Raw genomic sequence first — 12,502 nt, 5'->3', positions numbered from 1 at the left:
CTTGTTGTGGCGAGGGAGCTTGCTCCCGCTGGGCTGCGAAGCGGCCCCAAGATTTTGGGAGCGCTTCGCACTCCAGCGGGAGCAAGCTCCCTCGCCACATCAAGCTCGCTCCTACAGGGGGGCACCGTCGGCATTCTGAGTTTCAAAGGGTATTACCATGTCCCAAGACCGTCGCTACAGCTTCGAATTCTTCCCGACCAAGACCGATGCTGGGCATGAAAAACTGATGGCGACTGCCAAGCAGTTGGCCAGCTACAACCCCGACTTCTTCTCCTGCACCTACGGCGCCGGCGGTTCGACCCGTGATCGCACGATCAACACCGTGCTGCAGCTGGAAAGTGAAGTCAAAGTTCCCGCCGCTCCGCACTTGTCGTGCGTGGGCGACAGCAAAGCCGACCTGCGCAGCCTGCTGACCCAATACAAGGCAGCCGGCATCAAGCGCATCGTCGCCCTGCGCGGCGACCTGCCGTCCGGCATGGGCATGGCCAGCGGTGAGCTGCGCTACGCCAATGACCTGGTGAGCTTTATCCGTGAAGAAAGCGGCGACCACTTCCACATCGAAGTGGCGGCGTACCCGGAGATGCACCCCCAGGCCCGCAACTTCGAAAACGACCTGCAGAATTTCGTGCGCAAGGCCAACGCCGGCGCCGACAGCGCGATCACCCAATACTTCTTCAATGCCGACAGCTACTTCTACTTCGTCGAGCGTGTACGGGCCATGGGGGTGAACATCCCGATCGTGCCGGGCATCATGCCGATCACCAACTACAGCAAGCTGGCGCGCTTTTCCGACGCCTGCGGGGCCGAAATCCCACGCTGGGTGCGCAAACAACTGGAAGCCTATGGCGACGACGTCAAGAGCATCCAGGCGTTCGGCGAACAGGTCATCAGCACAATGTGTGAAGAATTGTTGCAAGGTGGCGCGCCAGGCCTGCACTTCTATACCCTGAACCAGGCTGAACCCAGCCTTGCCATCTGGAACAACCTCAAGCTGCCACGCTGAAGCTTGTCCGGCTGTGCCAAGGCCCTCGTCTCGACGAGGGCCTTTGTCGTTTTACATGCCCACGGAACCCAGCAGTCCATGAATACAGTGTCCACGACTTCCCGCCCGCAACTGGTCTACCTGGTCTTCGGCTCCGAGACCTACCACCAGGAAGCGGTGTTCAGCATCGCCAGCGCGCTGGCCTTCCTGAACGACACCCCGGACGCCGCCGTGGATATCCAGGTATTCAGCGATAACCCCGAGCCCTATCGCCTTTTGCCGGTGCGCGTGCGCCCGCTGGACGAAGCCACTCGCAAACGCTGGAGCGAGCCCCACGGCTATCACTTCCGCACCAAACATGTGGTGCTGCGCCAAGTGCTGGAAGAGTCGCCGGTGGCCATGCTGATCGACACCGACACGTTCTTCCATCATTCACCGATGGACCTGTTCGAGCGCGTGCAACCCGGCACCCTGCTGTGCAACGCCTTCTACACCCGGTACGGCGACAACCCCGAAAGTATTCTGTACACCGCGCTGCGCCAGCGCCTGCTGGACATGGGCGTCGCCGACGATGACATGATGACCCTCAATTCCGGGGTCATGGGCCTGACGCAACAGGACGCGCACATCCTCGACCGCTCCATCGCGTTGATGGACGAACTGTTTCCCTATGCCGAGGGCGCCTACACCCTCGAAGAGTTCTGCCTGTCGATTGCCGCTTATCGCAGCGTCAACGTGCGCGAGTGCCCCGACCTGATCCATCATTACTGGAGTCGCAAGCAACTGTTTCGCGCCAAGGTCAAGGCCTGGATCGCCAAGCATGCGGCCGCCCCTACCAGCGCATTGGCACTGGCCGACACCCGCCAGGTCTCCTCGCACCTGCCGCGCCCTCCCCGCCCGCAGCGCTTGCTGTACAAGCTGATCACACTGCTGTTACCCAAGCACCAGCAGCAGTTCATCCGCGAAATCCTCTACGGCTGCTACGAGCACGAGAACGAATTCGATCAGGCATGTGGCCCGGTTTGGTGGGACAAAGCCCGACAAAACCAAGAGGAACGTCAAAAGCGCCCGCTTGACGCGCATCAGTTGGAACACTGGTTCGCCAACCCCGTGGTACGCCTGATTCTCGGCGAGCGGCGCACAGCGATCTACGAACACTTGATGACCTCACCCGCCAAATAGCCCCGCCCGCGGATGCGCGTGCCAGAGCTTCTCTTTAAGGCAGGAGCGTCGTAACCTCAGGGCATGCCTGTCATTCTGAAGTTGCTGACTGCTGCCCTCTTTACTTGCCTGAGCCTGGCGGCTTATGGCGAGAAATTGCGCATTGTCACCGAGCCATGGGCGCCTTATGTGTACGACGACAACGGCACGATGCGCGGGCTGGACTACGAAACCACGGTGATCGTGTTCCAGCGCCTGGGTATTGAGGTGCAATGGCAATTCCTGCCTTGGAAGCGCTGCCTGGCCATGCTCGACCAAGGCCATGCCGACGGGGCGCTGGACATTTTCCACAGCCACGAGCGCGACGCCGTGCTTCTATACCCCAGCGAACCGCTGTCGGAAGTGAATTTCGTGCTCTTCTATGCCAATGATCGCCCCCACCCTGTCCAGGGCCTCGAAGACCTGCGCGACCTGACCGTTGGCACGTCGCCGGGTTACTTGTACGGCGCAGCATTCAGCGACTCCACCCTGTTCAACCGCGAAGCGGCCCCCAGCCATGAGGCCAACTTCGGCAAATTAATGTTGGGACGCATCGATTTGGTGATCACCGACCGCCGGGTAGGCCAGCATGTGATCAAGGCACTGGGCCTGGAGGACAAGGTCAGCCAGGCGCCGGCTGTGGTCAGCCGCCAGCCGCAGTTCCTTGCGGTGCGCCGTGGCGCGGGCATGGATCTGCTGGTACAACGCTTTGCCGCCGAGCTCAAACGCTTCAAACAAGAACCTGCGTACACCGCTTTGAGCATCAAATATGGTGGAATCCAAGCAATTACGGGGGTTGGACACACCGTTGAGCAGCAGGAAAGCAGCGTACCGTGATTGCTCTGTTATACTCCGGCCTTTCCGCCAGGCTCACGCCCGGCCGCTGAGGTCTTGAAAAAGGCACCCAACCCCGCTACAGCGCAGCTTTCAGCCCGCGCGAGCCGGTGGAGTGCCCGCCAGACGCAGCAGGACCGGACGGGGTTGCGCTCCCCTAAGCGCCATTCACGCCCGGCAAGATTATCCCTTTGGGCCAAGCCCTAACTAAAACAGGATTACTCATGTCCTTTGCTTCCCTCGGTCTCTCCGAGGCTTTAGTCCGCGCCATCGAGGCAGCGGGCTATACCGAGCCTACTCCGGTGCAACAGCGGGCCATTCCCGCCGTGTTGCAAGGTCGCGACCTGATGGTTGCGGCTCAGACAGGTACTGGTAAAACCGGCGGTTTCGCCCTCCCGATTCTGGAGCGGTTGTTTCCCAACGGTCACCCGGACAAATCCCAGCGTCACGGCCCGCGCCAACCGCGCGTATTGGTCCTGACCCCAACCCGCGAACTCGCCGCCCAGGTGCACGACAGCTTCAAGCTGTATGCCCGCGACCTGAAGTTCGTCAGCGCCTGCATCTTCGGCGGCGTCGGCATGAACCCACAGGTTCAGGCCATGTCCCGTGGTGTGGACGTGCTGGTGGCGTGCCCCGGTCGTTTGCTCGACCTGTGCGGCCAAGGCAGCGTCGATTTGTCCCACGTGGAAATCCTCGTGCTGGACGAAGCCGACCGCATGCTCGACATGGGCTTTGTCCATGACGTGAAAAAGGTCCTCGCCCGCCTGCCGGCCAAACGTCAGAACCTGCTGTTCTCGGCAACGTTCTCCCAGGACATCACTGCCCTGGCCGGCAAGCTGCTGCACAACCCTGAGCGCATTGAAGTCACGCCACCGAACACCACGGTCGAGCGTATCGAGCAACGCGTCTTCCGCCTGGCCGCCAGCCACAAGCGTGCGCTGCTGGCCCACCTGATCACCGCCGGCGCGTGGGAACAGGTGTTGGTGTTCACCCGTACCAAGCACGGCGCCAACCGTCTGGCCGAGTACCTGGACAAGCACGGCCTCACCGCTGTCGCCATCCACGGTAACAAAAGCCAGAACGCGCGCACCAAAGCCCTGGCCGACTTCAAGGCCGGTTCCGTGCGCATACTGGTGGCCACCGATATCGCCGCCCGCGGCCTGGATATCGACCAACTGCCACACGTGGTCAACTTCGAGCTGCCAAACGTCGATGAAGACTACGTGCACCGTATCGGCCGTACCGGCCGTGCCGGTCGTTCGGGTGAAGCCATTTCCCTGGTTGCACCGGACGAAGAAAAACTGCTGAAAAGCATCGAGCGCATGACCAAGCAGAAAATCGCCGACGGCGACCTGATGGGCTTCGATGCCAGCGCCGTAGAGGCTGAGAAGCCTGAAGTGCGCGAGCGTCCGGACGTGCGCAACCCACGCAACCCACGCGGTCCGAAGGGTGATGGCCCGAACGGCGGCGGTGGTGGCGGTGGTCGTCGCGACAAGGGCAAGGACAAGGGCGGCAAGGAAAAAGCGCCTACCAACGGCCGTGGCGAACGCCCAGCCCGCGAGCAGAAGCCCCGTGAAGGCACCCCGGCCCGCGAACAGCGCCAGCCGAGTCAGCCGCCACGCGCCGCCGCTGACCGTGCCCCGGACGAGTTCCTCGACGACGACGTGGATAACTTCGGCAACCGCGTTGACTACGTGCCTCAGGCCAAGCCGGCCCAAGGCCGTGGCCGTCGTCCCGGCGCGCCTGCACAAGGTGCGGGCGCAGGCGCTCCACGTGGCGGTCAGCCACAAGGCGCTCGCCAGAACGGCCCACGCAACAGCAGCGGCGGCACCACCGGCACTCCACCGGCCAAGCGCAGCGGCCCGCGTAATGGCGCACCGCGTGACGGCCAAGCCCGTCGCGAAGACTCGCGCAGCAACAACCGCCGCCCAGCCCGTGACGACCAGCCTCGCTTGTCCGAACCGGCCGTGCAGAACCCGCGCGGTGGCCCAGCGCCGAAGATCATCCACAAGGAGTCGAAAGCGGATCGCTTCCCGACACCCGAGCAACTGGATCAGTTGCCAGGCCGTCCTCGTGGTGAAAAGCCAGCATTGCTGACTCGCAACCGCTGAGTTTTTAGCCCCATAAAAAATGCCCCGTATCTTTCGATGCGGGGCATTTTTTTTGGACTCAATAACGATCCAATGTGGAAGGGGCGGTGCGACGATTCGACTTGCCCCCGATAGCTGAGTGTCAGCTGACCTACTTTTAACTGACACACCGCTATCGAGGGCAAGCCCTCTCCCACAAGGACCGCATTGCCAAGCCAGACATTACTTCTGCTTGACGCCTTCCAGCGAGATGTCCAGGTCCACGGTCTGCGAGGACGGGCCGGGGCCTTTGATGCCGAAGTCGTTCAGGTTGACGGTGGTCTTGGCGTTGAAGCCAGCACGTTCGCCGCCCCATGGATCCTTGCCTTCACCATTGAAGGTCGCCTTGAAGGTCACAGGCTTGGTCACGCCGTGAAAGGTCAGGTCGCCCGTTACGTCAGCGGTTTTCTCGCCGGTAGATTTAACGGCGGTGGACACGAACTTGGCGTCGGCGAACTTGGCAACGTCCAGGAAGTCTTTGCTGGCGATGTGCTTGTCACGCTCTGCGTGGTTGGACCACAGGCTGGCGGTTTTCACGTCGACCGCGATTTTGCTGGCTTCCGGCTTGGCGGCATCCCAGCTGAAGGTACCATCCCAGTCCTTGAAGGTACCGTGGATGTAGCTGTAGCCCAGGTGGCTGATTTTCCAGTCGATGAAGGCGTGCTGGCCTTCTTTGTCGATCTTGTAGTCAGCCGCCATCACCTGACCTGCAGACAGCAGGGCAGTACCGATGGCCAGAGCAGCGAGAGTCTTTTTCAACATGCTTTCTATTCCTTGTGAGTCGAGGTTGAACATCAGGCTTTGCGCCCCAGCATTCGCGTAAGGGTCACATCACGATCAATAAAGTGGTGTTTCAACGCAGCCACGCCGTGCAAGCCGGCAAAGACCACCAACACCCAAGCGAGGTACAAGTGCACCACGCCCGCAGTGTCTGCCTGGTCCGGTAGACCGGAAACCACGGCAGGAATTTCAAACAGGCCAAACACCGGGATACCGACACCGTCTGCGGTGGAAATCAGGTAACCGGCGATCATCACGGCGAACAGCCCGAGATACAGGAACGCGTGGCCGAACGCCGCACCGATACGGGTCAGGCGGCTGTAGCTGGCCAGCGGTGGTGGTGGCGGGCTTACCAGGCGCCAGACGATACGCACCAGCATAATGGCGAACAGCGTGATGCCAATGCTCTTGTGCAGGTCCGGCGCGTCTTTGCGCCAGGCGCTGTAGTAGTCGAGGCCGACCATCCACAAGCCCAGGGCGAACAAGCTGAACACCACCAGGGCCACGCCCCAATGCAAAACAATGCTGACCCAACCATAGCGGGCCGAAGAATTACGTAGCTGCATGTCCCAAATCCCGTAAGAGCTGCGCCCAAGACTAGCGATTTACCTATCGAATTAAAGCGGAAAATTTCGCTTTGAAATATCGAGAAATACGATCAAGAGCCTATGCACAATAAGTTAACCAAGGATTAAGGACTATTCCTAAGAAACGTGACAGACCGTCCTGTGTTTACCGCGAATTCCCTCACAATAGGTTGTGACACGCGCCACCATTGCATAGGCTTGCGCGATTGTTTTACCTGCGCTCGCCGCAGGACCGCTTCGAGGAGAGAACCGATGGGCTTGAACAACCAGTGGATGCAACGCGACCTCGCGGTGCTGTGGCATCCCTGCACCCAGATGAAAGACCACCAGCAACTGCCGCTGATCCCGATCAAGCGCGGCGAAGGCGTGTGGCTGGAAGACTTCGAAGGCAAGCGCTACCTCGACGCCGTCAGTTCCTGGTGGGTCAACGTGTTTGGCCATGCCAACCCGCGCATCAACCAGCGCATCAAGGACCAGGTCGACCAACTGGAACATGTGATCCTCGCCGGTTTCAGCCATCAACCGGTGATCGAACTGTCCGAACGCCTGGTGCAAATGACGCCCGAAGGCCTGACCCGCTGCTTCTACGCCGATAACGGCTCGTCGTGCATCGAAGTCGCGCTGAAAATGAGCTTCCACTATTGGCTCAACCGCGGCCTGCCGAACAAAAAGCGTTTCGTCACCCTGACCAACAGCTACCACGGCGAAACCATCGCCGCGATGTCGGTGGGCGACGTGCCGCTGTTTACCGAGACCTACAAGGCGCTGCTGCTGGACACCATCAAGGTGCCAAGCCCGGACTGCTACCTGCGCCCCGAGGGCATGAGCTGGGAAGACCACTCGCGCACGATGTTCCTGGCCATGGAACAGACCCTGGCCGAGAACCACGACACCGTCGCCGCCGTGATCGTCGAACCGCTGATCCAGGGCGCCGGCGGCATGCGCATGTACCACCCGGTTTACCTCAAGCTGCTGCGCGAGGCCTGCGACCGCTACGGCGTGCACCTGATCCACGACGAAATCGCCGTAGGCTTCGGCCGCACCGGCAGCATGTTCGCCTGTGAACAGGCGGGTATCCGCCCGGACTTCCTGTGCCTGTCCAAGGCCCTGACCGGCGGCTACCTGCCACTGGCGGCCGTGGTCACCACCGATGACGTCTACGACGCCTTCTACGACGACTACCCGACCCTGCGCGCCTTCCTGCACTCCCACAGCTACACCGGCAACCCGCTGGCGTGTGCGGCCGCGTTGGCGACCCTGGATATATTCGAAGAAGACAACGTCATCGAAAACAACAAGGCCCTGGCCCAGCGCATGGCCACGGCCACTGCGCACCTGGTGGACCACCCGCATGTGTCGGAAGTGCGCCAGACTGGCATGGTGCTGGCCATCGAGATGGTCCAGGATAAAGCCACCAAGACCGCCTACCCGTGGCAGGAACGTCGTGGCCTGAAGGTATTCGAGCACGCCCTGGAACGTGGTGCGCTGTTGCGGCCACTGGGCAGTGTGGTGTATTTCCTGCCGCCGTATGTGATCACGCCGGAGCAGATCGACTTCCTCGCCGAAGTCGCCAGCGAGGGCATTGATATCGCCACCAACAGCAAGGTCAGTGTGGCGGTGCCGAAGGACTTCCACCCAGGTTTCCGCGATCCGGGCTAATACCAGCCCCTGTAAGAGCTCGCGCTTGAAAAACCTTTTCAGAGAACAGAAATGAGACTGTCCCGCTTTTTTACCGACACCCCGCTGAGCCTCGGCGACCACGAGCTGCCTGAAGCCCAGGCGCATTACATCAGCCGCGTGCTGCGCATGGGCGAAGGCGATGCCGTGCAATTGTTTGACGGCTCCGGCCAGGAGTTCCTGGGCAGCTTGCTCGAAGTCGGTAAAAAGCGCGTCACTGTGCAACTCACCGAAAGCGTTGGGGGCCAGGCCGAATCGCCGCTGCATATCCATCTCGGCCAGGGCCTGTCCCGTGGCGAGCGCATGGATTGGGCGATTCAGAAAGCCACCGAACTGGGCGTCAACGCGATCACGCCGATTTTCAGCGACCGCTGCGAAGTGCGCCTCAAGGATGAACGCGCCGACAAACGCCTGCTGCACTGGCGCCAGGTGGCCATCAGCGCCTGCGAGCAATGCGGGCGTTCGACGGTGCCGCTGATTCACCCACCGCTGTTGCTGGCGGACTGGTTGAAGCAGACCGAGGCAGATTTGAAGCTGGTGCTGCACCCGGTGGCCGAGCCGCTGGTCAGCCATGCCAAGCCCTCGAGCCTGGCCTTCTTGATCGGGCCTGAGGGTGGGTTGACCGACGCAGAAGTCCAAGCGGCCCAAGGTGCCGGCTACCACGCCGCCCGCCTCGGCCCGCGCGTCTTGCGTACCGAAACGGCGCCGGTGGTGGCGCTGGCTGTGGCCCAACAACTCTGGGGCGACTTCTAACCCTCTTGATTGGGTGACCAAGCCGTTACATCACTCCACCGGATCACTCACTGGCTTGGCAATAATCGCCTTCAACTCACGGGTCATCGGGAATTCCAGGTTCAAGCCCTTGGGCGGAATCGGTGATTCAAACCAGCGCTGGTAAATCCCGTTGATCTCCCCACTGCGATAAAGGTCGCCAAGAGTCTCGTTGACCACTGCGAGAAATTGCGGGTCGTCCTTGCGCACCATGCAGCTGTAGATTTCCCGCGACTGCTCCTCCCCCACCACCACCCAATTGTGCGGGTCCTTGGCCTTGGCGCGCTCGCCGTAAAGCAACGCGTCATCCATGTAGAATGCCGCCGCGCGGCCGGTCTCGAGCATCTTGAATGCTTCGCCATGGTCCTTGGCGCTGATCACGAACATATTGGCCTTGTGCTCGGCGTTGTAGCTTTTGAGGAAACGCTCATTGGTGGTACCGGCGGTGGTCACTACGTTCTTGCCCGCAAGATCGGCAAAGCCTTGGATGCCACTGTCCTTGGCCGTCAACAATTGCCCCTTCACGTAGATAAACCCGTAGGAAAACGCCACCTGCTTCTGCCGCTCGGCCGTCACGCCTGTAGAACCGCATTCCAGGTCGACAGTGCCGTTCTGCACCAGCGGAATACGCGTTTGGGACGTCACCAGGGTGTACTTCACATTGAGCGTGGCCACCCCGGTTTTCTGCCGAATGCGCTCAACGATCTTATCGGCCAGCTCCACCGAATAGCCCATGGGTTTGCCGCTGTTATCCCCGACGTAGGAAAACGGCACCGACGCATCGCGATAGCCCAATGTGATGGACTGGGCGTTAGCGATCTTGCCCAGCGTGCCGTCCAACGGCGCTGGGTTCGCATGGGCTTGAGCGCCCAGCAAAAGCCCCAGGGTGCAGCCGGCCAACAGGATTTTTTTCATTGTTATTCTCCGTGGGTCTTTCGGTTATTTTCGTACCGCAATCACGCTGATTTCCACCAGCACACTCGGCCGCGCCAGTTCCGCTTGCAGGGCCGTGCGCGTCGGCGCCATGCCCGGTGACAGCCAGGCGGACCACACCTCGTTCATCGGTGCAAAACCGCTGCCGATATCTTTCAAATAGATCGTTGCGTTGAGCAGATGATCCTTATCGCTGCCCGCCTGGGCCAACAGTGCATCGATCCTGGTCAGGACCTCCCGGGTTTGTGTCGCCACGTCCTGGCCATCACCGGGCACCTGGCCCGAGAGGAACACCAGGTCCTTGAAGGTCACTGCGCCCGAGAGGCGCTCATTGCTGCTGATTCGGGTGATGGTCATCAATACATCCTCATGCGGCGCGGGGCGCAAGGCCCTGCATATCAATGGAAGGCGCGTGTTGCCCGATCAACTCAGCGAGCAACTGGCCACTGCCGCACGCCAGGGTAAAGCCGAGTGCACCATGGCCCAGGTTCAGCCATAGGTTGCGATAGACACTGGCACCAATCAGCGGCACGCCCGTCGGGGTGGCCGGGCGCATACCCGCCCACTCCACCGCATGGGCGTAAGCGCCCGCCAAAGGAAATGTCTCCAGCGCCTGGCGCTTCATCAGCGCCAGGCGCTTGGGTTCAAGGCTGGCGTCGAAGCCGACGATATCCACCATGGCCGCCACCCGCAGTTGTTCGCCGATGCGCGCATAGACGATCTTGCGGTCGTAGTCGGTGATGCTCACGTTCGGCGCCTGGTGCTGCGCGCCAATCGGCACACTAAGGCTGTAACCCTTGAGCGGGTACAGCGGCAGCGGCACACCCAACGCCGCGCTGCGATACCCGGCCGCCAGTACCAGATGCTCGACCGGCATCACCTCTGCGCCCAGTTCGATAGCCTGCACCACACCGTCAGCGTGGCGAATGCCGGTGACCTTGCGCCCCAGCAAAAAGCGGCAGCGGCCGGACGCTTCAAGCCGCGCCGCCAAGCGCTGGCAGAAGGCATGACAATCCGCCACCTCCTCATTCGGCGTGTAGATCCCGCCGACAAAACCACCGCCCGCCAGCGCCGGCTCCAGGCGTGCGCAATCGGCGGCCGACAGCACCTGCTGCTGAAGAATATCGGTGACCTTGCTGCGGGCATGCGCAAAGGAACTGGCGTTGCGGAAAGTGACCAGCTTTCCGTTGCGCCGCCAGTCGAAGCCGTCCAGGTGATCATCCTCGCGCCATTGCTGCAAAGTGTCCTGGCTCAGGGAGGCAAGTCGCAGCAGGTGGGCGGTATTACGTGTGTTTACCGAGCTACGGCAGGCGCCGAGGAACGCGGTCATCCAGCGCCATTGCTGAGGGTCGAGGCGGGGGCGCAGCTTCAACGGCGAGTCACCGCGCAACAGCCAACCGATGGCCTGAAGCGGCACGCCGGCATCGGCCAGCGGCGCCACATAGCGATAGGACAATTGCCCGCCATTGGCAAAACTGGTTTCTCTGCCCAGGGTCTCGCACGCATCGATCACCGTCACCTCGTGGCCCGCACGCACCAGCGCATACGCGCTGGCCAGACCAATCACCCCACCCCCAATGATGTGCACCATTCCCGCCGCCCGCCGTTGAATCAAGAGGCCTCAAGCCTAGGGGCAGGTGACAGGCCGCCGACAATGAATAAAGATGGGTCACCTATAAACAAAGGTTATGGACTTGCCATGCGCTTGCGTCATATCGAAATTTTCCAGGCCATTCGCCAGACCGGCTCCGTCAGCGCCGCCGCACAACTGCTGCATGTGTCGCAACCGGCGGTGACCAAGGTGTTGCAGCACGCCGAATTGCAGCTGGGCTTCCCTCTGTTTCTGCGCGTACGCGGCAAGTTGCAGCCCACGCCGGAAGCCCTGGCGCTGGAAAGCGAAGTGGAGAAAGTCACCGAAAGCCTGCAAGGCGTACGCCGCCTGGCCAAGAGCCTGCGCCGTGCACCGGGCCACAGTGTGCGCATCGGCGCGATCCCGGCGCTGGCCCTGTCGCTGCTGCCGCCAGCTATTCTTGAGTGGAAGCGCGATTACCCGGATATGGCCTGTGAGTTGTCCAGCGACCACAGCCGCGAGCTGGTACAGAAGCTGCTGATGCGTGAGATTGACCTGGCGCTGACGCTCAACTTCTCTGGTCATCCAGGGCTGACCACGCAAGTGCTGGCCAACGGCGTGTTGGTGGCATTGGCGTCCAAAGGCTATTGGTCTGATGCGGAGCTGAGCAGCCCACTGCCCTTGGCTGATCTGGCGGGTACGCCGCTGATAGGTCTTTCCAGCGCCGACCCGCTGGCGGCTAAACTCGACAGTTACCTGGAACACGTCGACCCGCCGCCAAGGGTGACGATCTCGGTGCAAACCTACTCGCTGGCCCGTGCGATGGTGGAATCCGGCGCCGGCCTGACGGTTATCGACCCCTTCACCGCCCTGGGTGCTTCGACCGCCACCACCTGCATCCGCACGCTCACCCCGCCGCTGCCGATCACGCTGTACGCCCTGACCCGCGCCGATGAACCGCCGCCGCATATGCTGGCTAATCTGCTGGAGATCTTCGGCCACCGTGCCCGGGAGTTATTGGAGCGCCTGTAAAAACACA

At 61.6% G+C, this 12,502-nt stretch carries 12 protein-coding genes; 7 read left to right on the top strand and 5 right to left on the bottom strand.

Translation table 11 applies throughout. The annotated features are described in order from the left end of the window. Positions 1-157 precede the first annotated feature (157 nt). The 4 genes from metF to QCBJ_RS25725 all read left to right on the top strand — a co-directional run bounded on the left by metF (position 158) and on the right by QCBJ_RS25725 (position 5,127). The gene (metF, locus tag QCBJ_RS25740) at positions 158-1,003 is read left to right on the top strand and encodes a methylenetetrahydrofolate reductase [NAD(P)H] (protein WP_015886308.1); all 846 of its coding nucleotides are present in this window, start codon (positions 158-160) and stop codon (positions 1,001-1,003) included. A gap of 78 nt (positions 1,004-1,081) precedes the next feature. Beyond that, positions 1,082-2,164 (top strand): hypothetical protein, encoded by a 1,083-nt coding sequence (locus tag QCBJ_RS25735; protein WP_093542504.1) that lies wholly within the window; start codon positions 1,082-1,084, stop codon positions 2,162-2,164. A 63-nt stretch (positions 2,165-2,227) separates the two neighbouring features. Continuing rightward, positions 2,228-3,019, top strand: a complete 792-nt coding sequence (locus tag QCBJ_RS25730) for an ABC transporter substrate-binding protein (protein ID WP_093542506.1) — start codon at positions 2,228-2,230, stop codon at positions 3,017-3,019. Positions 3,020-3,240: 221 nt separating this feature from the next. Then, positions 3,241-5,127: a DEAD/DEAH box helicase gene (locus QCBJ_RS25725; protein WP_015886311.1), complete on the top strand. Its 1,887-nt coding sequence runs from the start codon at positions 3,241-3,243 to the stop codon at positions 5,125-5,127. 201 nt (positions 5,128-5,328) lie between these two features. Here QCBJ_RS25725 and QCBJ_RS25720 read toward each other — a convergent pair whose 3' ends face one another. Further along, the gene (locus tag QCBJ_RS25720; protein WP_046034960.1) at positions 5,329-5,907 is read right to left on the bottom strand and encodes a YceI family protein; all 579 of its coding nucleotides are present in this window, start codon (positions 5,905-5,907) and stop codon (positions 5,329-5,331) included. Positions 5,908-5,939: 32 nt separating this feature from the next. Beyond that, positions 5,940-6,491 carry a cytochrome b gene (locus QCBJ_RS25715; RefSeq protein ID WP_015886313.1) on the bottom strand — a complete coding sequence of 184 codons (552 nt, stop codon included), beginning with the start codon at positions 6,489-6,491 and terminating at the stop codon, positions 5,940-5,942. A 273-nt stretch (positions 6,492-6,764) separates the two neighbouring features. On the opposite strand from QCBJ_RS25715, the gene QCBJ_RS25710 reads away from it, so the two are divergent. Together QCBJ_RS25710 and QCBJ_RS25705 are read left to right on the top strand one after the other, a co-directional pair. Beyond that, positions 6,765-8,171, top strand: coding sequence for an adenosylmethionine--8-amino-7-oxononanoate transaminase (locus QCBJ_RS25710; RefSeq protein WP_015886314.1), 1,407 nt, complete (start codon positions 6,765-6,767; stop codon positions 8,169-8,171). A 51-nt stretch (positions 8,172-8,222) separates the two neighbouring features. Then, complete coding sequence (locus QCBJ_RS25705) at positions 8,223-8,942, top strand: 16S rRNA (uracil(1498)-N(3))-methyltransferase (protein ID WP_102061875.1); 720 nt, start codon at positions 8,223-8,225, stop codon at positions 8,940-8,942. A 30-nt stretch (positions 8,943-8,972) separates the two neighbouring features. Here the strand turns inward: QCBJ_RS25705 and QCBJ_RS25700 are convergent, their stop codons facing one another. From QCBJ_RS25700 to QCBJ_RS25690, 3 genes are read right to left on the bottom strand one after another with little or no spacing between them, the layout of a single operon-like run. Continuing rightward, on the bottom strand, positions 8,973-9,875 hold the full coding sequence (locus QCBJ_RS25700; protein WP_102061874.1) for a transporter substrate-binding domain-containing protein: 903 nt from the start codon (positions 9,873-9,875) through the stop codon (positions 8,973-8,975). Positions 9,876-9,899: 24 nt separating this feature from the next. Further along, positions 9,900-10,250, bottom strand: a complete 351-nt coding sequence (locus tag QCBJ_RS25695; protein WP_015886317.1) for a RidA family protein — start codon at positions 10,248-10,250, stop codon at positions 9,900-9,902. Between the two features lie 10 nt (positions 10,251-10,260). After that, complete coding sequence (locus QCBJ_RS25690) at positions 10,261-11,484, bottom strand: D-amino acid dehydrogenase (RefSeq protein WP_102061873.1); 1,224 nt, start codon at positions 11,482-11,484, stop codon at positions 10,261-10,263. A gap of 108 nt (positions 11,485-11,592) precedes the next feature. Here QCBJ_RS25690 and QCBJ_RS25685 point away from each other — a divergent pair, with 108 nt between their 5' ends. Then, positions 11,593-12,495, top strand: coding sequence for a LysR family transcriptional regulator (locus tag QCBJ_RS25685; RefSeq protein WP_102061872.1), 903 nt, complete (start codon positions 11,593-11,595; stop codon positions 12,493-12,495). Positions 12,496-12,502 lie beyond the last annotated feature (7 nt).

Origin of the sequence: Pseudomonas sp. QC2 (assembly GCF_002859085.1) — a bacterium.
Lineage (GTDB): Bacteria > Pseudomonadota > Gammaproteobacteria > Pseudomonadales > Pseudomonadaceae > Aquipseudomonas > Aquipseudomonas petroselini.
Note: the sequence above shows the minus strand (reverse complement) of the source record. Positions and strands in the feature narration are given on the sequence as shown.

What these genes read in the sequence shown, in the direction of transcription:
- metF (WP_015886308.1), top strand. Translation starts at nt 158, where the DNA reads ATGTCCCAAGACCGTCGCTACAGCTTCGAATTCTTCCCGACCAAGACC.
- QCBJ_RS25735 (WP_093542504.1), top strand. Translation starts at nt 1,082, where the DNA reads ATGAATACAGTGTCCACGACTTCCCGCCCGCAACTGGTCTACCTGGTC.
- QCBJ_RS25730 (WP_093542506.1), top strand. Translation starts at nt 2,228, where the DNA reads ATGCCTGTCATTCTGAAGTTGCTGACTGCTGCCCTCTTTACTTGCCTG.
- QCBJ_RS25725 (WP_015886311.1), top strand. Translation starts at nt 3,241, where the DNA reads ATGTCCTTTGCTTCCCTCGGTCTCTCCGAGGCTTTAGTCCGCGCCATC.
- QCBJ_RS25720 (WP_046034960.1), bottom strand. Translation starts at nt 5,907, where the DNA reads ATGTTGAAAAAGACTCTCGCTGCTCTGGCCATCGGTACTGCCCTGCTG.
- QCBJ_RS25715 (WP_015886313.1), bottom strand. Translation starts at nt 6,491, where the DNA reads ATGCAGCTACGTAATTCTTCGGCCCGCTATGGTTGGGTCAGCATTGTT.
- QCBJ_RS25710 (WP_015886314.1), top strand. Translation starts at nt 6,765, where the DNA reads ATGGGCTTGAACAACCAGTGGATGCAACGCGACCTCGCGGTGCTGTGG.
- QCBJ_RS25705 (WP_102061875.1), top strand. Translation starts at nt 8,223, where the DNA reads ATGAGACTGTCCCGCTTTTTTACCGACACCCCGCTGAGCCTCGGCGAC.
- QCBJ_RS25700 (WP_102061874.1), bottom strand. Translation starts at nt 9,875, where the DNA reads ATGAAAAAAATCCTGTTGGCCGGCTGCACCCTGGGGCTTTTGCTGGGC.
- QCBJ_RS25695 (WP_015886317.1), bottom strand. Translation starts at nt 10,250, where the DNA reads ATGACCATCACCCGAATCAGCAGCAATGAGCGCCTCTCGGGCGCAGTG.
- QCBJ_RS25690 (WP_102061873.1), bottom strand. Translation starts at nt 11,484, where the DNA reads ATGGTGCACATCATTGGGGGTGGGGTGATTGGTCTGGCCAGCGCGTAT.
- QCBJ_RS25685 (WP_102061872.1), top strand. Translation starts at nt 11,593, where the DNA reads ATGCGCTTGCGTCATATCGAAATTTTCCAGGCCATTCGCCAGACCGGC.